The 25,636-nt window shown below is 32.3% G+C and carries 21 protein-coding genes and 3 tRNA genes; 15 read left to right on the forward strand and 9 right to left on the reverse strand.

All coding sequences use genetic code 11. The features are described from left to right. Positions 1-19: 19 nt before the first annotated feature. The 7 genes from ACZYT4_RS09790 to ACZYT4_RS09820 form a co-directional block, all read right to left on the reverse strand. On the reverse strand, positions 20-868 hold the full coding sequence (locus ACZYT4_RS09790) for a prolyl oligopeptidase family serine peptidase (protein WP_463785161.1): 849 nt from the start codon (positions 866-868) through the stop codon (positions 20-22). A gap of 11 nt (positions 869-879) precedes the next feature. After that, positions 880-1,812 (reverse strand): alpha/beta hydrolase, encoded by a 933-nt coding sequence (locus ACZYT4_RS09795; RefSeq protein ID WP_463785163.1) that lies wholly within the window; start codon positions 1,810-1,812, stop codon positions 880-882. Between the two features lie 25 nt (positions 1,813-1,837). Further along, entirely contained in the window at positions 1,838-2,512 is a 675-nt protein-coding gene (locus ACZYT4_RS09800; RefSeq protein WP_463785166.1) for a flavodoxin, read from the reverse strand. 168 nt (positions 2,513-2,680) lie between these two features. After that, entirely contained in the window at positions 2,681-3,643 is a 963-nt protein-coding gene (locus ACZYT4_RS09805) for an alpha/beta hydrolase (RefSeq protein WP_463785169.1), read from the reverse strand. A 3-nt stretch (positions 3,644-3,646) separates the two neighbouring features. Beyond that, a complete protein-coding gene (locus ACZYT4_RS09810; protein ID WP_463785170.1) occupies positions 3,647-4,309 on the reverse strand; it encodes a flavodoxin in 663 nt (220 codons plus the stop codon). A 15-nt stretch (positions 4,310-4,324) separates the two neighbouring features. After that, positions 4,325-5,173 carry an aldo/keto reductase gene (locus ACZYT4_RS09815; protein WP_463785172.1) on the reverse strand — a complete coding sequence of 283 codons (849 nt, stop codon included), beginning with the start codon at positions 5,171-5,173 and terminating at the stop codon, positions 4,325-4,327. Beyond that, positions 5,170-6,042, reverse strand: a complete 873-nt coding sequence (locus ACZYT4_RS09820; RefSeq protein ID WP_463785174.1) for an aldo/keto reductase — start codon at positions 6,040-6,042, stop codon at positions 5,170-5,172. The genes ACZYT4_RS09815 and ACZYT4_RS09820 overlap by 4 nt, the downstream gene beginning before the upstream one ends. Positions 6,043-6,153: 111 nt before the next feature. Between ACZYT4_RS09820 and ACZYT4_RS09825 the strand changes: the two genes are divergently transcribed. The 15 genes from ACZYT4_RS09825 to ACZYT4_RS09895 all read left to right on the forward strand — a co-directional run bounded on the left by ACZYT4_RS09825 (position 6,154) and on the right by ACZYT4_RS09895 (position 19,059). Next, complete coding sequence (locus tag ACZYT4_RS09825) at positions 6,154-7,032, forward strand: LysR family transcriptional regulator (protein ID WP_463785176.1); 879 nt, start codon at positions 6,154-6,156, stop codon at positions 7,030-7,032. Positions 7,033-7,090: 58 nt separating this feature from the next. Beyond that, on the forward strand, positions 7,091-8,863 hold the full coding sequence (locus ACZYT4_RS09830; RefSeq protein ID WP_463785178.1) for a DUF885 domain-containing protein: 1,773 nt from the start codon (positions 7,091-7,093) through the stop codon (positions 8,861-8,863). Then, complete coding sequence (yqeK, locus tag ACZYT4_RS09835; protein ID WP_463785181.1) at positions 8,863-9,474, forward strand: bis(5'-nucleosyl)-tetraphosphatase (symmetrical) YqeK; 612 nt, start codon at positions 8,863-8,865, stop codon at positions 9,472-9,474. The genes ACZYT4_RS09830 and yqeK overlap by 1 nt, the downstream gene beginning before the upstream one ends. Further along, complete coding sequence (locus tag ACZYT4_RS09840) at positions 9,461-10,090, forward strand: HAD family hydrolase (protein WP_463785184.1); 630 nt, start codon at positions 9,461-9,463, stop codon at positions 10,088-10,090. The genes yqeK and ACZYT4_RS09840 overlap by 14 nt, the downstream gene beginning before the upstream one ends. A gap of 9 nt (positions 10,091-10,099) precedes the next feature. Beyond that, a complete protein-coding gene (locus tag ACZYT4_RS09845) occupies positions 10,100-11,464 on the forward strand; it encodes an MATE family efflux transporter (RefSeq protein WP_463785186.1) in 1,365 nt (454 codons plus the stop codon). 63 nt (positions 11,465-11,527) lie between these two features. Beyond that, positions 11,528-12,196, forward strand: coding sequence for an N-acetylmuramoyl-L-alanine amidase family protein (locus tag ACZYT4_RS09850; RefSeq protein ID WP_463785188.1), 669 nt, complete (start codon positions 11,528-11,530; stop codon positions 12,194-12,196). Positions 12,197-12,270: 74 nt separating this feature from the next. After that, positions 12,271-12,347: transfer RNA gene (locus tag ACZYT4_RS09855), tRNA-Ile, on the forward strand. A gap of 24 nt (positions 12,348-12,371) precedes the next feature. Continuing rightward, positions 12,372-12,448, forward strand: a tRNA-Ile gene (locus ACZYT4_RS09860). Positions 12,449-12,465: 17 nt separating this feature from the next. Further along, positions 12,466-12,541: transfer RNA gene (locus ACZYT4_RS09865), tRNA-Ala, on the forward strand. An 85-nt stretch (positions 12,542-12,626) separates the two neighbouring features. After that, on the forward strand, positions 12,627-13,583 hold the full coding sequence (bsh, locus tag ACZYT4_RS09870; protein ID WP_463785190.1) for a choloylglycine hydrolase: 957 nt from the start codon (positions 12,627-12,629) through the stop codon (positions 13,581-13,583). Between the two features lie 72 nt (positions 13,584-13,655). After that, positions 13,656-14,405 carry a putative ABC transporter permease gene (locus tag ACZYT4_RS09875; RefSeq protein ID WP_087244811.1) on the forward strand — a complete coding sequence of 250 codons (750 nt, stop codon included), beginning with the start codon at positions 13,656-13,658 and terminating at the stop codon, positions 14,403-14,405. Further along, complete coding sequence (locus tag ACZYT4_RS09880) at positions 14,392-15,408, forward strand: PTS sugar transporter subunit IIC (RefSeq protein ID WP_463785193.1); 1,017 nt, start codon at positions 14,392-14,394, stop codon at positions 15,406-15,408. Before ACZYT4_RS09875 ends, ACZYT4_RS09880 begins: the two co-directional genes overlap by 14 nt. A 32-nt stretch (positions 15,409-15,440) precedes the next feature. Further along, positions 15,441-16,901, forward strand: a complete 1,461-nt coding sequence (locus ACZYT4_RS09885) for a UDP-N-acetylmuramoyl-L-alanyl-D-glutamate--2,6-diaminopimelate ligase (protein WP_087244809.1) — start codon at positions 15,441-15,443, stop codon at positions 16,899-16,901. A 38-nt stretch (positions 16,902-16,939) separates the two neighbouring features. Next, on the forward strand, positions 16,940-18,334 hold the full coding sequence (locus ACZYT4_RS09890; protein WP_463785197.1) for a polysaccharide deacetylase family protein: 1,395 nt from the start codon (positions 16,940-16,942) through the stop codon (positions 18,332-18,334). 98 nt (positions 18,335-18,432) lie between these two features. Beyond that, positions 18,433-19,059, forward strand: coding sequence for a hypothetical protein (locus ACZYT4_RS09895; protein ID WP_463785200.1), 627 nt, complete (start codon positions 18,433-18,435; stop codon positions 19,057-19,059). A gap of 36 nt (positions 19,060-19,095) precedes the next feature. Here the strand turns inward: ACZYT4_RS09895 and ACZYT4_RS09900 are convergent, their stop codons facing one another. Both ACZYT4_RS09900 and ACZYT4_RS09905 read right to left on the reverse strand, forming a co-directional pair. Then, positions 19,096-20,100 carry a LacI family DNA-binding transcriptional regulator gene (locus ACZYT4_RS09900; protein WP_463785201.1) on the reverse strand — a complete coding sequence of 335 codons (1,005 nt, stop codon included), beginning with the start codon at positions 20,098-20,100 and terminating at the stop codon, positions 19,096-19,098. Between the two features lie 458 nt (positions 20,101-20,558). Beyond that, positions 20,559-25,514, reverse strand: a complete 4,956-nt coding sequence (locus ACZYT4_RS09905; protein ID WP_463785203.1) for a discoidin domain-containing protein — start codon at positions 25,512-25,514, stop codon at positions 20,559-20,561. Positions 25,515-25,636 lie beyond the last annotated feature (122 nt).

Consider the following 25,636-nt stretch of genomic DNA (forward strand, 5'->3'; position numbering starts at 1 on the left):
TTCTTTTTCTCCTCTCGTTTTAAGAAAATAACCAGTTCATCATATCGTGATCATGCACAAAGAGTTGTCCAGCACCACCATGTTGATTTGTTATTCCCTGATTTGTAAAATAAGTTGTATCTTTAATATCTAAAACAAGTAAATCATCAATTTCATCATCTGAAAGTCCTTTGTTTTGATAACGCTGATATAATTCCTGATAAGCTTTGGATGATGGTTCAGAGCCATAGTATTCATCATTTTCTCCAACTGTTATATAAACACGAGTTTTATTTTCAACGACACTATCATAACCACCATCCCACTGAGAACTACAGTGAAGATAAGCGCTAAAAAGATCGGCTCTTTGTCCCATGACTAAAGACATAGTCTCACCACCACCTGAATATCCATTGGTATAAACATGATTACGGTCGATGTTATAATGTGATAAGAAATATTCAACTAATGCAATGGTTTGATTGGCAGATGTTTGACCCCAATCTTCTAACTGTGGAGCAACAATAATCATTTGATTGTTGTAATCTTGAGCCACAAAAGCAAATTCTTCTGTTTCAAGGTTTCTGCCAACTCCTTGAAAATATAATCCCTGATATCCTGGTAATGTAAAATATAAAGCATAAGGCGTCTTTCCATCATAGTCATTAGGAATATAAACATGGTAATGGATATCGCCGTCTTCAGGAGAATGATAAACATTATCCATCAAAAAGCCACGATAAGTTTCTGTTCCTTCAGTGACTTCGTCTAATGAAGGAGTTGAAACTGTTTGTTGATTGGTTGTCTGTTGTTCTTGAGATTGTGAAAAGATATCAAGACCAGCAATCACACAGACAATGACAAGACAACAGAGTATTGCTTTTTTCATGAAACCATCTCCTATTCATCTATTTGCTTTTGCCAAAAGGCAATAGCATCATCAATCCATCCTTCAGCAGAAGTTCCAATGCCTAAGCCAAAGCCATGACCCAGTGATGGATATTTATGAAATTCAGTATCAATACCTGCATTTTGCAGATTTTGAATACGCCTTTGCATCGTTTGCCATGAAGCAATACCATCATTTTCACCAACACAGACATATGTAGCAGGATCATGTGCAGTATAATCGCTATGACCAGTATATTGCATAATAATAGCACCAGCACGTGGATAGGCATACTGTCCAAAACTTTCTGTTCCATATGATCCTAAATATGCAGCCATTCTGGCACCGGCAGAACCACCCCATAAGGAATAGTTATCTATGTCAACTTCTAATTCATCAGCATGTTCAAAGATAAAAGCAATCGCAGCGCTTAAATCTTCACAGGCAACATCTGCCCCACCTGTTCGATACTGCAAAGCAAAGGCGTTATAACCTTGTTGAGATAAATATAAAGCATGTGGAAAACTTTCATGAATGCTTCCTACGTAGGAGAAACCTCCACCAGCATTAATAATTGCAAAAGGAGCATTTTTTTCACCTTTGAAAAAGAAGAGACCAGTATTTTCTTTGCTTGAATCAGCTGCCTTTTCTTCATCTGTATAAATATCATAGAATATGGAATCGTGATGATCGACCATATAATTGAGAACATCAATGGTTGTTTGTGTATTGATATGGCTGTGATAAGGAAGTAAAGAATCAATATGATCAATTGTGAGTGATTCATCATATCCTCGATCAATTGGAAAAATGAATTGACCATAACCTTCAAATCTTTCATCATTGACAATGTCACTGACAGTTGTCTTTTCATTGATTTGAGAAACTGAAGTTGTTTGATTATTTGGTGTCTTTGAAGAACATCCACTTAACAATATACCCATACCTATAACCACCTTTAATATTTTTTTATTCAAGACTACCAATCCATTCTTTGACTTGAGTCGCTGTTTCATCAGAATTTGTATCTACCTCTTGGGCACTAACTGTAAATCCATCTTCAACAACTGTTGCATCAGGTTCCAGTTCCTTGATTGTTTCTATCGTTGAAGAAAATCGGTTACCTGCATGAGTGCAAAATGGAATGATTGTTTTTCCACTGAAATCATACTCATCAAAGAAACTATACATAACCTGAGGAAGATCATACCACCAGATAGGATATCCAATAAAGATGACATCATAATCATCTAAATTATCAATATGACTTGTCAATTCTGGTCTGACGTCTTGATCATGTTCTTCTTGAGCATAATCAATCACATCATCACTGGATTGAGGATACTGCACAGAAGTTGTAATGGAAAAGATATCTCCACCAGTATTTTCTTGAATCATACTTGCTAAAGCATGAACAATACCCACAGGTTCTCCTTGATATTGTGTTACACTAGCAGAAGAAGCAACATCGACTTCACTGTTTTCCCCAGAAGCAAAATAGGCAATCAGAATTCTATCCCCATCTTGAATATAGGTATTCTGACTTGTCTGAGTTGAAGAGGACGTCGAGTCAGATGGACTGCTACAAGCCGTCATAAATAATAATAGCGTCAAACAAATTGTTATTTTTTTGATGTATTTCATTGGTAAGACCTCCTTTAAGTGATATAAATGTTCTCCCCAAAGCAACTGTTTTCAGATATGTCATGAAGGTTTAGAAAGGCACAATAAGTTGTTGGGGAGATTATGATAGATGCAATACAAAAGAATGTCTGGTTTAAGATTTTGTTGTTGAAATAATGGGAAGTTGAATTAATGATTCCAAAACCATAACAAACCATTGTATGTATATTCATTAGAAGCTTGCTGATCATGTGAAGCACCTTCCTTGACAAGATAGTTCAAATTACCTTTTGTTTCATTATCTGCAAAACGAAAGATATTGTTATTGGCATTCTTCATCGCTTCAATTTGTGATGTGAATGACTGATAGGCAAAATCATCAGTACCGGAAAAGGCAAAGATGAAGAAATCATTCCATGAGTAACCAGCATTTTCAACAATGGAAGCCATATAATCTCCATCACTGGTTAAACTGCCACTCATCGGCATGAAATAGCGAAAATAATCAAGACAGTATTCAAAGGTATGCCAAGTGGCGACGGAACCCATTGAGAATCCACCAAAACCGCGATGATTTCGTGATTGGCGTAAACCTTCTGGCGTTGTATCTTGAGCATACGTACTGTATTTCCCTTCTACAGCAGGCATTAAATCGTTGACAAGTTCATTGTGATAGTTATCAGTTAATGTCGGGGCTAAGCTATAGTTATCACTGTCATCAGGATTTTCATTATTATAAGTTGGACATACAATAATGAGCGGCTCCATTTTCCCATCTTCAATCGCATGGTCAATTGCATATTTTAATTCAGTTGGTTGCTCAGATGTTCCTAAAACAGTTGTTTCGTTACTCCAGCCTCCGTGCATTAAATAGAAGATGTTATATTGTTGTGAAGGATTGTATTGATAGGGGAGATAGACATAGGCGCTTTTTTGTAGTGTTTTTTCATGGGATTCATAGCTTAAAGATTCATATGTTGTATAGTCCAATTTGACAAGTTCACCTGAATGTGTGGCAGGTGATTTATAATTTTCTGGGATACTTTGAATCTTTAAAGCCGTATCTTCCTGATGGGAAGATTGATTTGAGGAACAACCAGCCAAGAATGTTGAAAATAAAATCATTGTGAGTAAAACTTTCCTGATAGACATATTTTATAGTCCTAAACTTTCAATCCAGTTTACAATTTCATTTTCTGACTCAGCAACATCATTTCTGGAAATTGTTAAACCATCTTCAATAACTGTTGCATTTGGCTGTAGTTCTTCAATTGTACTGATGGTACGTGAAAATAGGCTACCACCATGTGTATTAAATGGAATAATTGTTTTATTGCTGAAGTCATAAGTTTCTAAGAATGTGTATAAAGGCATTGGCATATCTCCCCACCAGTTTGGATAACCAAGGAAAATCACATCATAATCATCCAGATTATCAATCGTTGTTTTTAATGCTGGGCGTGCATGTTCATCCTGTTCATCAGCAGCTTGGTCGACTAAAGGATCGTGTGTCCCTGGATATGTCTGCTCTGTTTCAATCTGAAATAGATCACCACCTGTATTGTCTTGAATGACTCTGGCTACATATTCTGTTGCACCCATCAGTTCATCATTATTGATGACACGACTGGCTGAAGAGGAAACGTCTGTTCCATCTGTTTCAGGCATTGTAAAATAAGCAATGAAAATCTTTCCATCATTTTGGATTTGGCTTGTTTCATTTTGAGATGTATTTTCTGTAATTGAGGGCTGATTTTGGCAAGCTGTTAAACTCAATAACGAGCCAGCGCATAATAAACTTATCCATAATTTTTTCATGTCAGGGCCCCCTTATTAATCATGAATCTTTAATTGTGATAATCTCACTTCATTGGCTGGATCTTCAGGATTGTGTGTTGGCTTAGCTGTATCTAAAGCACGCATTTTTTCCATTTCATCTGCTGTTAATTCAAAATCAAAAATATCAATATTTCCTTTCATTCTTTCAGGATTTGTAGATTTTGGTAAAGCAATGACACCTTCCTGATTAATCCATCTTAAAATAATTTGACCAGCATTTTTATGATATTTGGCAGCAAGTTCACAAATAACAGGATTTTCTAATAATTCTTTATTACCATGTCCTAATGGATACCATGCTTCCAATAAAATATTGTTTTCATCCATCACTTTTCTTAATTCTTTTTGTTGAACAAATGGATTGAATTCTACCTGATTGACTGCAGGCATCACTTTCATACCATCTTTAAATTTGTTCCATAAGTTGACAGTAACATTAGAAATACCAATAGATTTCAATTTTCCTTCTTCATAAGCTTCTTCTAAAGCTTTCCATGCCCCTAAATAATCACCATAAGGTTGATGTAATAAGTAAAGATCAATATAGTCAACACCAAGTAGTTTTAATGAATTTTCAATACCTTTTTTAGCATTTTCATATCCATAATCCTGTAACCATAATTTAGAAGTAATAAAAATATCTTGACGATTAATACCACTATCTTTGATAGCTTTTCCGACATCACTTTCATTCATATATCCAGCGGCTGTATCAATATGACGATAGCCTGCTTTTAATGCGGCTAATGTCGCATCATAAGTTGGACCATTATTAGGAATCATAAATACGCCAAAACCAATGGCAGGAATGTGTTGTTTGTTGTTAAGTTCAAATGTTTTCATATACGTATCTCCTTTGTTGAATTTTCATGAATTTTAAATTTGTTTAAATTTTTAGCAGTTGTATAACATTGATAATCAATAATTTCACTATGCCCAAGATTCAGTTTTGCAATTTGTTGAAAATCATCCTGATCTAATTGAAAATCCCAAATATTCATATTTTCAATCATACGTTCTTGATGAACTGTTTTAGGAATAACGATAATATCTTGTTCGATTTGCCATCTTAAAACAATTTGAGCGATTGTTTTATGATGCTTTTTAGCAATATCTTTTAAAATAGGATGGTTAAAAATTTGTCTTTGTCCTTCATTTAAAGGACCCCATGCTTGTGTCTGACAATGATATTGTTGAAACAGATGATGAGCATCTTTTTGTTGAAAGAACGGATGATATTCAATCTGATTGATCATAGGCTTGATTGTACAATTCATATATAAATCTACAAATCTTTCAGGACTAAAATTACAAACACCAATAGCTCTGATTTTGCCTTTCCTATAAAGTTCTTCCATAGCTTTATAGGAACCATAATAATCACCATAGGGCTGATGAATCAGATAAAGGTCAATATAATCTAAGCCTAACTGATTCAATGAAGTCTGAAATGCCTTTAATGTTTTTTCATAGCCAGCATCCTGAATCCATACTTTTGTTGTGATAAAAAAATCTTTTCTGGGAATTCCTGATTCTTTAAGAGCTTCACCAATTTCTTTTTCATTGAAATAGGCTGAAGCTGTATCAATTAAACGATATCCAGCTTGCAGGGCATCTAAAACACATGCTTTTGTTTGAGAAGCAGGAATCTGAAAGGTTCCAAATCCTAACATAGGCATATTGACACCATTATTAAGTTTTTTATATTTCATTATCTCCCTCCTTTTTCAACTTTATTTTAAGAAAAGCTCTAAAAAAAGTACAATATCAATATTTCATTGTGCTATAATTAAAATGCATAGTGAATATAAGGAGGTGTCTTAATGATAGAATTTTATCAGTTAGAACAACTATTAACGATTGCTAGAGAAGGAACATTATCTAAGGCTGCTGAAGTTTTGTTGATTTCACAACCAGCCCTGACACGTTCCATGCAACGTTTAGAAGAAGAATTAGGAATTAAGCTCTTTAATCGTAAGAAAAATAAAATAGAACTCAATCAAAATGGAAAATTAGCTGTAGAACTCTTTGAAAAGCTCTTGAATGAAAAAGAACAGATAATTTCAACTCTTCAGGCTTATAATCGCAGTCAGTTTGAAATCAATATCGGATCATGTGCTCCAGCTCCTATCTGGGGATTAAAACATGTTCTCACAAAACAATATCCTGATATGCAGATTCATGATGTCTTGGATTCTCATGAGGATGTTTTATTAAACGGATTAAAAAACTATGAATTTTCTATCATTGTTTTGAATCATCCAATCGATGATTCACATTATGAATGTGTGAAGTTGTTCGAAGAGAATTTATTTTTATCAGTACCTCCAGCTCATCCTTTAGCCTTATTTAAAGACATATCATTTGATGATTTAAATGGTGAAAGTGTTTTGTTGTTGTCTCGAATTGGATTTTGGAATGAGATTTGTCAAAAAGTGATTCCACAGTCACATTTATTATTTCAGGAAGATGGTCAAGTTTTTAATGAATTAATCAAAGCTTCAGCTTTACCTAACTTTAGAAGTGATATTACGATGCTTACTGATGAACGTGAAAAAGAAAATAGGGTCGCCATACCGATTATTAATGATGAGGCACATGTGACTTATTATGCTATTTATGACAAGAATAATAAGAAGTTATTTGCGTTTTTACAGGAAGCGATGAAAAACATAAATTGGAAAGAAGTTACGCATGATTAAGATGTCAGTATGATGATATGAAAAGGTGTGTACAATAAAATCAGAAAAGAGGAATGTTATGAAAAATGTCAAGAAAGTTGTTACATATATATGGATACTAGCTCTGATTTTTTTGATACCAGGATGTCATTTTCAAGATGATACAATTATTCAAGAGGAATTTGATGCGTTTTTAAATCAGGAATTTATTGAGGCAATGGAAGATGATTATGTTTCATTACATACATATGCGACTTCACCAGAGGATTTTGGTATTGATATGCAACATGTAGAGATTGGACTAGGAAGTGGTGCTTCTGATGAGGATCAACAACAAAGTTTACAAAAATTAAATGATTCTTACAATCAGTTGATGCAATTTGATTATGATGCCTTGACTGATGATCAAAAGGATTCTTATGATATTTACCAATCTCAGCTTTCTCTTGCCCAAAAAATGAGTGATGAGAAGTTTGATTATTATGAACCTGTATTTACAAGCATGACGGGATTGCATTATCAACTCCCAACACTATTGACGGACTGGGACATACGTAGTGAAGAGGATTTACAAAACCTGATGATTGTTGTTCAAGATATTTTGCCTTATACACAAGAAGCATTAGCGTATACAAAAACACAAGCAGAAAAAGAATTATTAATGATTGATTTTGATTCTGTATTAACATATTGTCAAAGAATTTTAGATAAAAAGGATCAAAGTCCTATTTTAGAAGCAGTACAACATAATATTGATGCTTTAGATATGGATGATAATCTCAAAGATAGTTATAAGCAGCAGATGGAAGAAGCTTTTCAAACGTCTTTCTTTCCAGCTTATCAGGAAATGGTAACCACATTAACGCAATTTCAAAAGGGTGTGAATAATGAGCAGGGCTTAGCACATTTCCAATATGGTAAGGAATATTATACTCTCTTATTACAGGAAAACAGTGGAACTGATAAAACGGTAGAGGAAATCAAAGAGATGATGGAAGATGCCTTTCACAAGCATATGCGAAAATTAGTTGCATTGGCTATTCAAAATCCAGAACTTTATGAAAATTATACAAATGGAGAATTACCTCAAACATCTTTTCAAAGTTATGAAGATATACTAGATTTTATTCAATCTCATTTTTATCAGGATTTTCCTGAAATTGAAAATTTGGAATATCAGATAGAAGAAATCAACGAAGATTTAGCTTCAGATTCAGGAGTGACAGCCTATTTTCATATTCCATCTCTCGATGGGACATCGGTCAAACAGTTACGTGTCAATCCAAAGACCAATGATGTGCAGTCTTTATCAACATATACAACTGTCGCTCATGAAGGATTTGCAGGGCATATGTATCAATATGGGTATATGTATGAAAATCTGACAAGCCCATTTCGTAAAGCTATTGCATCCGCTCCGGCCTACAGTGAAGGTTATGCGACATATGTTCAATATGAATGTATGAAGTATCTAGAAGACATGGATGAAGATATGTTAGAATTGTATCAAGAAGCAGAATTGTTGAGTAATAGTCTGACAATCTTAATTGATATTGGTATTCATTATGAAGGTTGGTCAAAAGAAGATGTTAGTGATTTTTTAGAAGAAAGTGGCATGATGTTAGATGATGAGTCTTTGACTATGCTTTATCAGCAGTTACAGGCGAATCCAGCTGCTTTTGTGCCTTATTATGTAGGGTATGAAGAAATTGCAAATATGAAGGAAGAAGTACAAGAAGAATGTGGCAATACCTTTGATAATAAAGCCTTTCATCAGGCACTTTTAGAGACAGGTACAGCAACTTTCGAAGTTGTTGAACGTCATATAAATCGTTATGTGGAGGAGCAATGATGGACTATTTTATATCATCGGATTTCAATTTAAAAGATAATGTGTGTCAATATTTTGATACATATCAATGTTTTCATACAAAAGAACATAGCTTGCAGGTGGTTAAAGAAAGTCAAAAGTTAGCTCAAAAATTTCATGTCGACATGGACAAATGTTATCAGGCAGCATTGTTGCATGATATCAGTGCTGTGATATCACCACAAAAAATGATGGATATTGCGCTTTCTCATCAATGGGAGATTGACCCAGCAGAAAAGAAATATCCTTTCCTATTACATCAAAGGATTTCGGCTTTGATAGCACAAACAGTTTTTAAGATAGAAGATCAGGATATTTTATCTGCGATAGCGTGTCATACAACATTAAAGAAAAATGCAAGTGATATTGATATGGTTGTCTTTTTAGCAGATAAAATCAAATGGGATCAAAAAGGAGAACCACCTTATTTGCATGTCATTCAAAAGGGGTTAGACATATCTTTAAAAAAAGCTTCTTATATGTTTCTTGACGAACAGCTAAAAAATCAACGTATTCTATATCCACATCAGTGGTTGAAGGAAGCTTATGATGATTTCAAAAATAAAGGGGAGAAATGTAGTGAAAAGATATAAAGCAGTGATTTATGATATTGATGGAACAGTTTTAAATACATTAAATATGAATATGTATCCATTAATGAAAATTATTAAGGAAGAGCTTAATGAAGATTGGAGTTTTGAAGATGTATTAAAATTTGCGGCTTATCCTGGTATGAAAGTTATGGAAGAATTAAAGATTCCAGATAAAGAAAAAACATATGCCAGATGGGTTCAATATGTCAATGAGTATGAAGAAGGCGCAACACTTTATGAAGGTTTTGAAAAAGTTTTTCCAGCTTTTGAAGAAGCAGGTATTATCCAGGCTGTTGTTTCAGCCAAAACAAAAGCACAATATCAAATTGATATGGTTGATAAGGGACTAGATCAATATATGAAAGTTGCGATTTTAGCAGAAGATACACAAAAACATAAACCAGATCCTGAACCATTATTAGAATGTTTAAAAAGATTGGGATTAGAGAAAGATGAAGTGATTTATATTGGTGATGCGCAATCAGATTGTCTGGCTTCTCATAATGCCCAAATTGATTTTGGATATGCCAAATGGGGTAATGTCAATAAAGAAGAAATGAATGGTGCAGCAATGGTTTTTGAAAGTCCTTTAGATTTACTTCATCTTTTAAAGTAGGAGTTCCATATGCAAGATCAGAATAATTTTGCGAAAGGAAAAGTTTCTTCACATATATTACATATTGCTGGACCTATGATTGTTGCGCAGTTTATTAATGTTTTATATAACGTTGTTGATCGTATTTATATTGGAAGATTGCCAGATGTTGCGACATTGGCTATGTCGGGTTTGGGATTATGTCTACCTTTAATATCAATTATTATTGCTTTTGCGAATCTTTTTGGTATGGGTGGATCACCTTTGTGTTCTATCGCCAGAGGGAGTGGTGATGATGATTTAGCAGAAGAAATTATGGGAAATGCATTTTCTTTGTTACTTATTTTTTCTGTACTGATTATGATTGTAACTTTTGCAATCAAAGAACCTTTATTATGGCTATTTGGAGCAAGTCATCAGACAATTGATTTTGCGAATGATTATATGAGTATTTATTTATTGGGAACACCATTTGTTTTGATCAGTTTAGGAATGAACAGTTTTATTAACAGTCAGGGTTTTGCAAAAACAGGGATGATGACTGTTTTACTGGGAGCTGTTATTAATATTGTTTTGGATCCTATTTTTATCTTTGTTTTTGACTTAGGTGTCAAAGGAGCAGCCATTGCGACAGTGTTTTCACAAATGTGTTCGGCTATATGGACGCTTTATTTTCTAACGGGTCAAAAAACACTTTTAAAATTAAGAAAAGAAAAATTAAAATTAAAAATAAAACATGTTCAAAAAATCTTTGCTTTAGGAATGGCTGGTTTTATGATGGGTTTAACAAATTCGCTTGTCACAATTGTTTGTAATGCAACTTTACAAACTTATGGTGGTGATTTCTATATTGCCATTATGACTATTATTAATTCTATTCGTGAAGTGATTTCATTACCTGGACAGGGACTCGCCAATGCATCACAGCCAGTATTAGGCTATAACTATGGAGCACAACAATATCAAAGAGTATGGCAAGGTATTGGTTTTACAACAGTGACATGCTTTATTGCTAGCTTTGTTTTGTGGCTTGCTGTTACATTGTTTCCAGAACTCTTTGTGCAGATTTTTACACACAATCAAAGTATTCTTACTGATGGTATTCATGCCTTTCATCTATATTTCTTTGGATTTTTTATGATGGCCTTTCAAATGAGTGGGCAAGCTGTTGCTGTGGGGTTAGGAAAATCTGGTCAAGCTGTCTTCTTTTCAATATTCAGGAAAGTGATTATTGTCGTACCTCTGACATTGATCTTACCCATATATATGGGTATAGATGGTGTATTTATTGCTGAAGCGATTAGTAATTTTATTGGTGGAGGCGCTTGTTATATCACAATGTTACTGACGATTGGAAAAGATTTAAAACAAAAAATCAAAATCAGACAGATTTAATTTCATCAGCAAAAAGCATAAAGACATCTTACTTTTCATATAAATAAACGGGTGATGATTCATATGAAAAAATGGATGTCTTTTATTGTACTCTTTGCGTTATGTGCTTGTTTATATAAGCCTGTTATTCATGTCTCATCATCTCAACCACTTTTAAAAAAAGTTATTGTTTTGGATCCGGGACATGGTGGATTAGATAATGGAGCTAGTGTTGCTGGTGTCAATGAGGATGAATTGAATTTAAAAATCAGTTTTGCCTTGAAGGAAGAATTAGAATCAAGAGGAGCAACTGTTTATCTTACCAGAACGGATGATCAGGATATGACAAAAAGGGATTATAATTATTCTAAACAGGATGATATGTATCTAAGAGCTTTACAGATAGATGAATACCAACCGGATTTATTTTTGAGCATTCATCTGAATTCTTCATCTTCAAGTGCTTGGGGCTCACAGGTCTTTTATTATCATAAAAGCGAGGAAGGGAAACGCTTGGCTGAAATAATTCATAATCAAATGAAAACTTTAACTGGTACAAGAAAGAATGTTTCATCCTGTAGTTTTTATATTTTACGTGCAACACAGTCCTTGGGAGTATTGATCGAGTGTGGATTTATTTCTAATGCTAATGAAAGAGGACAATTAAAAAGTCAGGCATATCATAAGAAATTAGCAGTTGTTATTAGTGATGGTGTTGAAGAATATTTTCAATCATTATCAGCTCCATTATAAAACATGAAGATAAAAATAAAAAAAGTATTGACGAAAAAAGAAGGCTATGATAATATATTAGGGCAGTGATTAATGGGCCTGTAGCTCAGCTGGTTAGAGCGCACCCCTGATAAGGGTGAGGTCGATGGTTCAAGTCCATTCAGGCCCACCATTAATTCTGTTTATATATATACATGGGCCTGTAGCTCAGCTGGTTAGAGCGCACCCCTGATAAGGGTGAGGTCGATGGTTCAAGTCCATTCAGGCCCACCATGTATAAGTTAAATAATGGGGCTTTAGCTCAGCTGGGAGAGCGCCTGCTTTGCACGCAGGAGGTCAGCGGTTCGATCCCGCTAAGCTCCACCATTTATGTATTCAACCTATGCGAAAGTGTAGGTTTTTTTGTTATTTTAGAGAAAATGGTCTATAATGGTAATGAGGTGATTTTGATATGTGTACAGCATTTCAATTAGATGGATACTTTGGCAGAAATTTAGATTTAGAAATCTCATTTGGAGAGCAAGTGGTTCTCACACCAAGACATTATACATTTCCATTAAAAAATCAAACTGTATTTAAAAATCAATATGCGCTTATTGGTATGGCAACAGTCGTAGACAATTATCCGTTATATGCTGAGGCTATGAATGAAAAGGGATTATGTATGGCTGGATTGTATTTTCCTGGAAATGCCCGTTATTTTCCAGAACAGTCTCATAAAATCAATATAACGCCTTATGAATTGATTCCATACATATTAGGACAGTATCAAAGTGTACAGGAAGTTAAAAAAGAGATTGAACATTTTCATCTTTTAGATATACCTTTCAATGAAAAATTGCCTTTAGCACCTTTACATTGGATTATTGCCGATCAAAAAGAGAGTCTGATTCTAGAATCAACAGAATCAGGATTGCAGGTTTATCAAGATGCTTTTCATATTTTAACCAACAATCCACCTTATCCTTATCATCAATGGAATGTCCATAACTATATGCATTTAACATCGTCTTATCCTCAAGATCATTTAACGGATCAATCATTGAAGCCTTATGGAAACGGGTTTGGAACAATAGGTATTCCTGGTGATTTTTCACCTGCTTCACGTTTTGTGAAAACATTGTGGTTAAAGGAAAATGCTGTGATGAGTGAAAAAGAAGAAGAGAATATCAGTCAGATTTTTCATATTTTAGATGCTGTAGCAATGGTCAAAGGTTCAGTGAAAACAGCACAAAATCAGGATGATTATACGGTTTATTCTTGTTGTATGAGCATGAATGATGGGGCTTATTATTACAAGACATATGAAAATAATCAAATTCATTGTATTCAAATGAAAAATAAAGTTTCTGCTTCACAATTATCCATCTACCCATTAAATAGACAACAAAATATTCAATATCAATGAAACTGCGTAAGCAGTTTTTTTCTTGCTTAATCATAAAAACGAAGTATAATATTTCTAGATAAGGAGTTTAATATGGAAAAATATATTAGTGCTTATATTGTAACTTTTTATATATATGGTTTTGCAGGATGGATCTGGGAATCTTTGATATGTCCAATTATGACGCGTCATAGAATTAAAAATAGTGGCTTTTTAAATGGACCTATTGTTCCAATATATGGTTTTGGAGCCATCACTGTCTCTCTTTTATTTTCTGCTAATGAAAGTTATTTATCTGTTTTTATTGAAGGAGCATTTGTGGCCTGTGTGATTGAATATATAACATCATGGGCTATGGAGAAACTTTATCATAGAAGATGGTGGGATTATTCTGATAAAGCTTTTCATGTTAATGGAAGAGTTTGTTTAGAAGGTTTTTTAGTTTTTGGTGTTTTTAGTGTTGTTGCAGTGAAATTTGTTCAACCTTATTTGTTAGAAAAAATCATGCAACATGGCTTAATTACATTGGTTGTGATAGCAACAATGTTAACGACAATATTTATTATTGATCTTATTTTTACAGTCGTATCATTGACACATTTGGATGAACGTTTAGATGAATTTATGAAGGATATAGAATCATCAATGCAAAAATTGATTGATGATGTTGAACAAAGTAAACACAGTTTTAATGAATTAATGGATTTATGGAAAGAAAATGATATCTCAAGTTATCGTCAATGGATACATGATAAATCTATGAGTGAGCGTCGTATTATGAAAGCTTTCCCTGCATTAATGAATCATCAAAGAAAAGAGGAAAAACAGGATGGCAAGAAATAGACATGAAAATTATATTGTAAGAACATTGAATGGATTGGCATATGGCTATTTTGTGAGTGTTGTCTTTGGTATCATCTTGAAACAGATTGGGACGGCTGTTCATATCAATATGCTTTATCAATGGGGAGTCATGCTTGGTTATTTAATGGGACCTGCCATTGGTATTGCAATGGGCTTATGTATTGATGCTAGAGGGATGAATTTGTTGACGGCATTGCTGGCTGGAACGATCGGTGCCGGAACAATTGTTGTAGATGGCGGTCAGATATCGCTTGCGACGGGGAATCCATTGTTAGCTTATATAGCTGTCATTTTAGCAATTGAAGTAGGGCGTTTGGTACAGGGAAAAACACCTTTTGATATTTGGCTGGTACCAGTTATGTCAATTGGCTGTGCTGGTTTGGTTGTCTGGCTTATAGGACCATTTATGCATCAAGTTTCTTTCTGGCTCAATAGTGTAATGAAACAATGTGCGACTATGCCTTCTGTTTTAATGGGAATGCTAGTTGCTTTATTAGCTGGTGTCATCACAACATCACCACTTTCATCTTTACTTTTAACAAGTATAATGGTTGATTTTAATGGTGTTGTTTTAGGAGCTGTACTGGCTGGAGTATGTAGTCAAATGATTGGATTTGCTGTGATGTCAATGAATGATAATTGTTTTGGTGAAGTTTTGGCTATTGGTTTAGGGACAAGTCTTTTACAATTTAAAAATATTGTCAAACGACCTGTTATATGGATACCACCACTACTCGCCAGTATGTTAAGTGGAATGATTTCAGTGCTTTTTTCTTTACGTTGCAGTGTGCAAGGTTCAGCTATGGGATTAACAGGATTATTAGGATTAACGGATTCATTTTCAATCATGGCAACAACTTATTGGATACCACTATTTTTGATAGACGTTGTTTTGCCAATGGTTGTTTGTTATAGTATGTATAAAGCATTTAGAAAATTAAATTACATAAAAAATGGGGATTTACAAATATCTCAAATTTAAAGATAGATATCAAATGAGGAATGGTGAGGAAAATGAAATTAAATGAATTACTAGATGAAATGAATTATCAGTTCATTCAAGGACATTTAGATGAGGAAGTTTCACAAATAGATTATGATTCCAGAACAGTTCAATCAGGCAGTCTATTTGTTTGTATTCCTGGCGCAAAGGTTGATGGACACTCTTTTATTGATCAGGTTATTCAAAAAGGTGCAAAGGTTATTGTGATTGAACATCCAGTGGAATATCAGGAAGGAATCACTTATTTATTAGTTGATAATGCAAGAAAGGCTTTAGCGTTACTTTCTTGTGCTTTCTTTCATCATCCAAGTCGTCAAATGAAAGTCATCGGGATTACTGGAACTAAAGGGAAAACAACAACATCTTATATGGTGGCTTCTATTTTAGAAAAGGCTCATAAAAAAGTCGGCATCATTGGAACAATTGGTTCTATTGTAAATGGTGAATTTAGGAAAACAAAGAATACCACACCTGAATCTTTTGAACTGCAAAAATTAATGCATGAAATGGTGGAAGCAGGTTGTGAATATTGTGTTATGGAAGTTTCATCACAGGGACTTATGTTAGACCGTGTAACAGGTATTGATTTTGATATAGGTGTTTTTACGAATTTATCACCTGATCATATTGGTGAAAATGAGCACCGCTCTTTTGAACATTATATGTCATGTAAAAAACAATTGTTTCAAATGTGTCGCATTGGTTTATTCAACAAGGATGATGAACATTATTTAGATATGATAGATCGTGCTCACTGTCAGATTCAAACTTATTCTATAGATCAGGAAAGTGATTTACAGGCTTGCAACATCAATCTTTATCGTCAAGATAATATATTAGGTGTGACATTTGATACAAATGGTGTCATTTCAGCATCATTTCAAACGAATACACCTGGAAAATTTAGTGTCTATAATTCATTAGTCGCAATTATGATATGTCATCTTTTAGATATAGATGTTCCTTATATCCAAGAAGCTTTAAAACAAGTCAGTGTAAAAGGACGTGTAGAAATGGTACCAGTTCCTCGTCCATATACAGTTTTTATTGATTATGCACATAATGCGTTATCTTTTGATAGTATCTTATCGACTATGAGTGAATATCATCCTCACCGTATTTATTGTGTCTATGGATTAGGTGGACATAGAGATGTGCATAGACGTTATGGAGCTGGAGAAATTGTCGCAAAATATCATGCTTTCTCTATTTTAACAGCAGATAATCCACGTGGCGAATCAGTACAAAAAATCTGTCAGGATATTATTGAGGGGATCAATAAAGAAAATGGGGAATATATTGTTATAGAAGATCGTCAACAAGCCATTCATTATGCTCTTGAGCATGCTGAAGCTCATGATATTATTTTGTGTCTAGGAAAAGGGCATGAAGATTATCAGATTTTGGATGAAGAACCATTACCTTTTAGTGAAAGACAAATCATTGAAGAATATTTTCAACAGGAGGACTAAAAAAGACTTTTCATTCATATAGTATCTTGGTGATACATATGAAAAAAGTCTTTTTTTATACTTTTGTATTTTGTTTGATTGTCTTAATTGTTTATCTGTTTTTACAGCCACGTATAACTTTTGTAGATAAAGAAATTCATTTAGCATTATATCAGGAAGTTGAACCGCTACAATATATTGAAAAACTTTCACATATCGAAGAAGATGAAATCAAGATTGATAATCAAGTTGATAATAGTCAACTTGGTCAATATAAAATAGTCTATTCTTATCATCAAAAAGTTTTTACTTTAATTGTTTATGTTGATGATATGTTACCTCCACAATTTGAAACACAAAATAAGACAATTTTGAAAGATGAAACAATATCTGCAAAAGAATTGGTTAAAAACATTCGTGATGATTCTAAAACAGAAGTTTATTTTCAGCAAAATTATACTTTTCATGAAGTGAAAACTTATAAAGTTGTAGTTGTTGTGGAAGATAGTTATGGAAATAAATCAGAGAAAAGTGCCTATGTACAAGTTCAGGCAAAAGATGAACAGCCACCAATAGTGAGTGGTTTGACACCCATTACATTATTGATTGGAGATGAAATTGATTTAAAAAAAGATGTCATTGTTAAAGATGATCATGATGATTCACCAGTATTAACCATTGATGATTCTAAATTGAATATTCGTAAAATTGGTGAATATGAAGTTTATTATCATGTTAAGGATCAATCGGGTAATGAGGATACATTTATAAGAAAGATTGAAGTTTTAAGTCAATATGATAATCGTGAAGCTTTAAGTGATGGAAAGAAAACGTGTTATTTAACCTTTGATGATGGTCCATCATCAAACACCAAAGAAATTCTAGAAATTCTAGATCAATATCATATTAAAGCAACTTTTTTTGTGACAGGAACTTCTCCTAAAGATTTTCATTATATTAAAGAAGCATATCAAAAAGGGCATACAATAGGATTGCACACATATAGTCATGATTATGAATATATTTATAGTTCTTTAAAAAATTATATAAGTGATTTAAATAAAATTAAGGATGTTGTTTATCAACAAATTGGGAAGAATGTGAATTTTATACGTTTTCCAGGTGGTTCCAGTAATCTTGTTTCTAAGAAATATAATGATGGTATCATGACACGTTTAACAAAAAAGGTTATTGATTTAGGATATCAATATTATGATTGGACTTCTATTAATGGTGATGGAGAAGGGATTAAAACGGTAGATGGTCTTAAAAAGAAAGCAATTGAAGAAATTGGGAATCGAGAAGATATTATGTTTTTGATGCATGATAGTGGAACACAAGAAAATACTGTCAAGGCACTGCCAGATATTTTAGATTACCTCATTGAGCAGGGATATGTTTTTCAGGTATTAGATGAAACTTCTCCAACGTTTCATCATCATGTTCAAAATTAAGAGATTTGTTTGTTATTATGTCAAAGAGTTTAGACTAAAAATAAATAAAATCGAGATAAAAACATCTCTTTGTTGTATAATAGACAAGAGGTGTTTTTATGCTTTTAAATGAACAACAATATCAACATGCATTCAATTTACTGTGTCATCCAGAACAGAAAAGTTTATTTTTATTAGAATTTGAACAATGGTTTGAGCAGGTTTTTCAATTAAAACTTTATGATTTTATTTATGATCAAACACATGATAATCAATCCAGATTGAAACTCATATTATGGAATCATGATGATCAACAAAAAATGAAGAATGGTATAAATTTTGATGAAACAAAGCAACAGAAAATTCGTGAACAATTCTTATTACTTTGTCAAAAATATCATATATCTACAAAGTGTCCTTCGATTATCAGTTATGATACATTGGAAGATGAAATAAGAAAAAGAATTTTAAACCAGGTACAAAAAGAAATACAAAATATTCATAGACCATATATATGGAAAATCAAAATTATTTTTGATCAAGTTCATGTTTTCTATAAAACAGATGAGCAATGTGAAGCTTGCCAGCAAACTGGTATATCTCAAGAAATCAATCAAAAAATCTTAGACATAGTCAAGCCATTGGATTCATTTCATGTTTTTCATGACAATTTTTCGTGTGTTTTTACCAGTCAACAGACATTAAATGAAAAATATGATGGGAAAATATTTAATTATATGCGTTAAAATCCTGAATTTTGAAACTCAGGATTTTTTATTCGTTTATTGTGTTGATTGTCTTTCAATTATATATGGTGATAACATGATTGTTTCAGGAATTGTATTTTCATGAATCATTTCATGAATTCTTTTTATAGATTTTTTTGCGATGATTTGTCTATTCACTTCTAATGTAGAAAGTGATGGAGTCATGTGAGAAGAAAATTCCATATTATCAAAACCAATGATTTTAATATTTTGAGGAACTTTATATCCATTATATTGTAAAGCTTTTATGACTATTGCAGCATTACGATCATTTACACAAACAAATGCTTCAGGCATTTTTCTATAAGTTAATAGCATCTTTTGAATATACTGATAATCATTATTTAAGACAGCTTGTTCAATACCTTTTGTTAAATATATAAGTTCATATTTTTTAGGATGAAAGTGATTAATCATACATTGTCTATATCCATAAAATCGTTGTTTGAAATTAGATGATTTTTCAATGTCACCGATAAATCCAATGTTTCTACAACCTTGTTTAATTAAATGAGCACAACTTAAATAGCCACCTAAAAAATCATTTGTAATAATATAATTTATATTCATATAGGGAATAGAATGATTGACACAAAGAATGTGTTGAGTGTACAGTTTAAGCTGATATATGATTTCTTGAGATATTTTTCCTAATATAATAATTCCAGCAATATGTTGTTCACTAATACATTGAGGGATGATAAAATGATCGAGTGAATAATATTCCTCTAATATGCGATATCCAAAGATATTAGCTTCTTTTTTTAAGTTTTGGAGGATGTCCAAATAATAATATTTATCATTTTTCTTCTTGTTTTCAATCATAACGCAGATAGTTTTATTTTTCAGTATTGATTTCGCATTTAATTTTTTTTGAGAATATCCCATTGTTACAGCTAATTCCAGAATCTGCATTCTCAATTCTTGAGAAACACCTTCTTTATCATTGAGTGCAAGCGAAACAGCATTAATAGAGATATTTAATTTTTCTGCTATATCTTTCATCGTTGTTTTACTCATCTTATCACATCCTAATTATGATTATAACATTAAAAAGAAAATATAATCAATAAAGAAAAATAGACTGATTGATTGAAAATCATTGTTGTAAAAGTAATGGTAATCTTTTAAAGTTTATACATTGCTTTTATAAAAGGTTTTTAAATAATATAGTCAGACTTTTTAGTCATGAAGAAAATAAATGTTTCTTCTGTCATGGTTTAGAGTATATTTTATGAATAAATTCTATTTTTTAAGAATGGTTGGAAAGCTAAGAAAAATAAAAGAGCATATATGAAATATCAAAAACGGTCTAAGAAGACCGTTTTATCAATACAACGTAATTACTTTTAATTTTTTTAGAATCATAGTATATGAATCCTAAAATAATTTAGAATTTACATGTGAAATTTCAAGTTATCATAAAAGCTAATCATTCAAAAGTAATCAAACTTAAATTTAACAAGTGATTTTTTTATTTATACTTTATTTTTAAGAAATGCCTTTTTATTTCTTTTTAATTTTAGAATTACAAGTCCAGAAATTGCAATAGCAATTATACCAGGGATAATGATTGAAGAATCACTTGTATCCACTGTATCTCCATTGACATTACGATTTTCACTATCAGTTTGAATAGAGTCAGAAGGTTTTAGTGGTTTGTTTGAGTCATTTGGATTGGAAGGTATTACAGGGTTGCCAGACTCATTAACTTCAACTTTCTTTAAACCATCATAAGCATCTTTGAGTTGTACATATACCTTTTGAACTTCTTCTTGAGTTGCCTTTTCATTATCGTAAGTTTTTTGAGCTTCGATAAGTGCTTCATTCAATGTCTTGAAAGTTTCAGGAGTATAATCTTTGGAATTAATTCCTTTAGCTTTTTCGATTAATTTTCCTAATTCTGTTTTATCAGCTTTTAATACAAGGTTTTCAATGGCATCTTTTAATGTCTTTTCTGCTTCCTGTACTTCTTTTTGAGTAGCATTTTCATTATCATAAACTTTTTGAGCAATGTTAAGTGCTTCATTCAATGCTTTGAAAGTTTCAGGAGTATAATCTTTGGAATTAATTCCTTTAGCTTTTTCGATTAATTTTCCTAATTCTGTTTTATCAGCTTTTAATACAAGGTTTTCAATGGCATCTTTTAATGCTTTTTCTGCTTCTTGCACTTCTTCTTGAGTGGCATTTTCATTATCATAGACTTTTTGTGCATTGGATAATACTTCTTTAAACTGAGCATAGCTATTTGGTGTATATTCAGATTCTTTTAAAGTATGAGCTTTATCCAATTGCGTTTTTAAATATGTTTTATCAGCTTTATATTGCAATTGTTCATTAGCTGATGTTAAAGCATCATAAGCTTCTTTAACTTCTTGTTCAGTGACTTCTTCTTTTTCTAATACAGCTTTTGCTGTATCTAAAGCTTTTTTAAATGCTTCAAAGCTTTTTGGTGTATATAATGCTTCATCAGTATCTTTGACTGCATCATATAAAATACGTAAATCTTCTTTTAAAGCTTTTCCATAAACTTCAAATTCATAAATAGAATATCCATATTGAGTAGCTCTTTCAATTCCTTGCATTCTTACATAACGTAAAAGTTTGCTATCAAAATAAATATTGTCTATCTCTCCATCACCATCAGTAACATGTTGAATCTCAAAAAATTCGTTACCATCTAGTGATCCTTCAATTTTATATTCTTTACCATAAGCAGCTTCCCAAGCTAAAGAAACTTGATTGACATAGTATAAGCTTCCTAAATCTATAGTTATAGATTCGTTGTCGTTTGCATTTGATGCCCAACGTGTGCTGTAGTTTGCATCAATAGCATCTATTGCCTGATTACCTCCATCTTCAGATGTAGCAGTTATATTTTTGTTTAAAGCAATATTTTGTGCATCTTGTCCAGTTATTTTAATTTCAATACTCTTTTCAACTTGACTTCCATCTGTTGCTTTTGCAACAACTTTAACAATTCCATTTTCTTTAGGAATAAGTTTACCATCAGCAGTAATTGTTGCTAAATCTGTTTCAGTACCATCTTTATTGTAAACAGACCATTCTACAGTTTTAACAGTTGCATCATCAGGACTTATAATTGCACTCATTTGCAATGGCTTGTTTTTCGTATTAATTTCATTTTTTCCAGTTTCTGTTCTAATTTCAATATCTTGTACATATGTTTTTTCATATAATGTTCCATATAATTGAAATTCCCAGAGAGAAGGTCCATAATTTGTACCTCTTTTTATACTTTGAATTCTTACGTATCTAGTTGGTGTATCATCAAAGACGATCTCTTCTACTTCACCTTTACTATTATTTTGAACGTAAATATCCTGGAAATGTACATTATCCATTGATCCTTGGATTTTATATTCACTTAAATATGAATTTTCCCAATATAAAACAGTTTTATTAATATTGTATATATCACCTAAATCAACTGTAATCCATTGATTGTCATCTTGTACGCCTGCAGCCCATCGAGTGTTTGTATCTCCGTCAACTGCATTTTGACCTGGATTACTACCTTCAGAGTTTGAAACATAGACTTTTTTATTTAATGCTAAATTCTCTTTGTCTTGATTTTGTAATATGATGTCCATGTATCCTTCTTTATTGCTTCCATCAACAGCTTTTGCAGTGACTCTTACAGTACCATTTTTTAAAGGAATTAATTTTCCTGATGAAGTAATCTCTGCTAAATCGGTATCAGATCCATCAACATTCGTTACAAACCATTCAACTCTTTTATCAGTTGCATTTTCTGGTTGTACTGTTGCAAATAGTTGAAGTGGTTTATTTTTTGTAGTAATAGTATCAACATTATTCTCTGAATTTATCTCAATTGTATCTACAGGTACGTCAATGTTGTATTTTCCATAAACATCAAATTCATATAATGAAGCCCCATAATTAGATTTTTGATTTGTATAAATACGGACATATCTTCCTTCTGGTTGTTCTTTATTAAATTCAAATCTTACAGTTTTTTCAGAGTTTCCTTCATCATCAACAGTAGCTATTGTTTTCCAATCTTGTGCATCAGATGAAACTTGAAGTTCATATTTTGGAGGACGAGCAGTTTCCCAACTTAAAATAATCAAGTCTAATTTTGCTGTCGTTCCCAAATCAACATAAATCCATGGGTTTTCTTCACTAGGATTAGCAATCCAACGTGTTGTAGCATCACCATCAACTGCTAAATTCCCATTATGATTACCGTTGACAGAAGATGTAACAGTTGGCTTTCCTTGGGACAGACTTGCTAATGTTTGTCCTGAAATTGTAACTAATTTTTCACTTTTTACACCACTACCATCTATTGAATTTGCAATAACTTTAATTTTCCCATTCTTTTTAACGGTAACGACACCATCTTTTGATATCTCTGCTTTATCAGTTGGTTGTCCATTTTCATCAGTAATGCTCCAAATTATTCTTGGATCCATTATATTATCACTTGGAGTTAAAACAGCATTATACTTAGCAATTTGTCCTCTTTGTGTAATTTGATCAGGTCCTTCGATGCTTATATCTGTAATAAGTTCAGTTCCTTGATCTTCAAGTATTTTGGCATCTGAGTGTGCAACAAGCTTATTATTAATATAAGTTGTATTATCTTGATATTCTACTGTACTATTTGAATCAGTTAATACAATAACACGTGCGGAATCAGCTAACATTTTAAATGTTTGTTTTCCTGTAACATTTTTAGCTAAATACATTCCAGCAGCAGAATCATATATATCATAATATTTGTTTCCTAAATCTATTTCAACTTCTTTAGTTTCCATAAATGGATTGTAATATAAATATGTCTGATACATATTATTTTGATAGTAATCTGTTTTGTTGCAATCTAATTTTAAAATACCTTCAACATTTGTTTCTTCAACTAATGCACCTAAGAAACCAGTATAGAAACCACCATATAGTCCAAAATTTGTTGTATTTTCTCCGGCCATCCAGCCTCCAGTTGCATTTTGTTTTGCATCTCCTGTTGCATAAAAGTTTTTCCCTTTATCATTTTTTCTAAGTGATTCATATGCTAGAACACTTTCTTCTAATTGACCTTTAAATTCGCCATCTGTCTGATGTTCAGCGCTCCATTCACTAGGTAAAAAATATTTTGAAGCATTAGCAATATTAATCGCCCATTTACCTGCCATTCTTGCATAACTTGGATCATATTTAGCAGCAGGTAAAATGGATGTTAATGGATAGATAGAATTAAAGAAATATGAATATCCGTTATTAGGTTCACCAGTCATTCCATAAACATCTATTCCATCTTGTGAATAATTAACACTTCCCCAATTTCTTACAGAACTACTAGAAGTTGTTGTAATCCAATTCCAAAACTTAGAAATATCATAGTTTGTTCCTACTTCAGCGTTCATCATTGCAGCTAAGTATACAGCATCAATGAGCATATTTTCATAATATGGGTTTGATTCTAAGTCTTGTAAATAATCCATACATTCTTTGGCATAAGTTAAATATTTATCTTCATTAAATATTTTATAAGCATAATAAAGAATACTTGCTGTTCCAGCTGCAGCATCAGGTTGTCTCCATCCAGGTTCAACGGCTTTCATGTTTTCAAAATCGAAGCATTGGATATCGAATAAACCTTTACCAGTCTCTTTGCTTCTTTGTTTTAATACATCAACCATTTCAACCATTTTATCAGCAATTGATCTTTGAATCTCTTTAACTTCTTCTGGTCGCCATTCAGGATTTAATTCAGATAGTCTAAAGAAATTTTGATTAGCGATTAATAAATACCAGAAATCACCATATGCATTTGAAACGTTTGTATTTTGTAATTTACTATCAGAACCATTAGGCACATTTGTAATAACGCCATCTTCATTCCAATAATATTTTAATTCATTATCTAAATATGTATTAATTTCATAACCATTTTCAATTGTACTATTACCCTTTAATTCTTCTGGTAATTCTTTATTCATATCAATTCCTAATAGTGAGGCAGAGATGAGTGCACTCGTAACAGAAATTGATTCTTGATCATCTTCACCATCATGGATTTTTCCATCAATTTCTCTATCGACAATAGGTCTATTTTCTCCGTAAAATGCTGGAATCATATATCCACCATATTTATCATCACGATAAATCGTCGAAAATTTTCGATTATCTTTTACTGAAAATTCAGTATTTTCATCAAAGTTAGTAGCAGTATGATCAAATACAAACTCAATTAATTTTTTTCCTCTGTCTTCCCAATCAATTAATTTATAGTTGCTGGGAATATTAGGCATATCTTCAACTACTTCTAACAATCTTTGTTCAAGATTTCTTCCGGTGTTAGGTTCTTTAGCATGTACAATACATGTATTGGATATTGTCATTAAACAAGTCAAAGAACCTATTAATAATTTCCTTTTTAAATTCATTTCAATCCTTCCTTTCTAATATCTAATATCAATTATCATCATTCATAAATAAAGTTACAATAGATATTTACTTGAAAAATTCGATATTTATCTTGAATATAAGTGTAGTATATATTTAATTC

Source organism: Massilimicrobiota sp. mt181 (assembly GCF_055420065.1).

Coding starts and splice junctions, on each gene's coding strand:
- ACZYT4_RS09790 (WP_463785161.1), bottom strand. CDS start 868: ATGAAAAAAGCAATACTCTGTTGTCTTGTCATTGTCTGTGTGATTGCT.
- ACZYT4_RS09795 (WP_463785163.1), bottom strand. CDS start 1,812: ATGGGTATATTGTTAAGTGGATGTTCTTCAAAGACACCAAATAATCAA.
- ACZYT4_RS09800 (WP_463785166.1), bottom strand. CDS start 2,512: ATGAAATACATCAAAAAAATAACAATTTGTTTGACGCTATTATTATTT.
- ACZYT4_RS09805 (WP_463785169.1), bottom strand. CDS start 3,643: ATGTCTATCAGGAAAGTTTTACTCACAATGATTTTATTTTCAACATTC.
- ACZYT4_RS09810 (WP_463785170.1), bottom strand. CDS start 4,309: ATGAAAAAATTATGGATAAGTTTATTATGCGCTGGCTCGTTATTGAGT.
- ACZYT4_RS09815 (WP_463785172.1), bottom strand. CDS start 5,173: ATGAAAACATTTGAACTTAACAACAAACAACACATTCCTGCCATTGGT.
- ACZYT4_RS09820 (WP_463785174.1), bottom strand. CDS start 6,042: ATGAAATATAAAAAACTTAATAATGGTGTCAATATGCCTATGTTAGGA.
- ACZYT4_RS09825 (WP_463785176.1), top strand. CDS start 6,154: ATGATAGAATTTTATCAGTTAGAACAACTATTAACGATTGCTAGAGAA.
- ACZYT4_RS09830 (WP_463785178.1), top strand. CDS start 7,091: ATGAAAAATGTCAAGAAAGTTGTTACATATATATGGATACTAGCTCTG.
- yqeK (WP_463785181.1), top strand. CDS start 8,863: ATGGACTATTTTATATCATCGGATTTCAATTTAAAAGATAATGTGTGT.
- ACZYT4_RS09845 (WP_463785186.1), top strand. CDS start 10,100: ATGCAAGATCAGAATAATTTTGCGAAAGGAAAAGTTTCTTCACATATA.
- ACZYT4_RS09850 (WP_463785188.1), top strand. CDS start 11,528: ATGAAAAAATGGATGTCTTTTATTGTACTCTTTGCGTTATGTGCTTGT.
- bsh (WP_463785190.1), top strand. CDS start 12,627: ATGTGTACAGCATTTCAATTAGATGGATACTTTGGCAGAAATTTAGAT.
- ACZYT4_RS09875 (WP_087244811.1), top strand. CDS start 13,656: ATGGAAAAATATATTAGTGCTTATATTGTAACTTTTTATATATATGGT.
- ACZYT4_RS09880 (WP_463785193.1), top strand. CDS start 14,392: ATGGCAAGAAATAGACATGAAAATTATATTGTAAGAACATTGAATGGA.
- ACZYT4_RS09885 (WP_087244809.1), top strand. CDS start 15,441: ATGAAATTAAATGAATTACTAGATGAAATGAATTATCAGTTCATTCAA.
- ACZYT4_RS09890 (WP_463785197.1), top strand. CDS start 16,940: ATGAAAAAAGTCTTTTTTTATACTTTTGTATTTTGTTTGATTGTCTTA.
- ACZYT4_RS09895 (WP_463785200.1), top strand. CDS start 18,433: ATGCTTTTAAATGAACAACAATATCAACATGCATTCAATTTACTGTGT.
- ACZYT4_RS09900 (WP_463785201.1), bottom strand. CDS start 20,100: ATGAGTAAAACAACGATGAAAGATATAGCAGAAAAATTAAATATCTCT.
- ACZYT4_RS09905 (WP_463785203.1), bottom strand. CDS start 25,514: ATGAATTTAAAAAGGAAATTATTAATAGGTTCTTTGACTTGTTTAATG.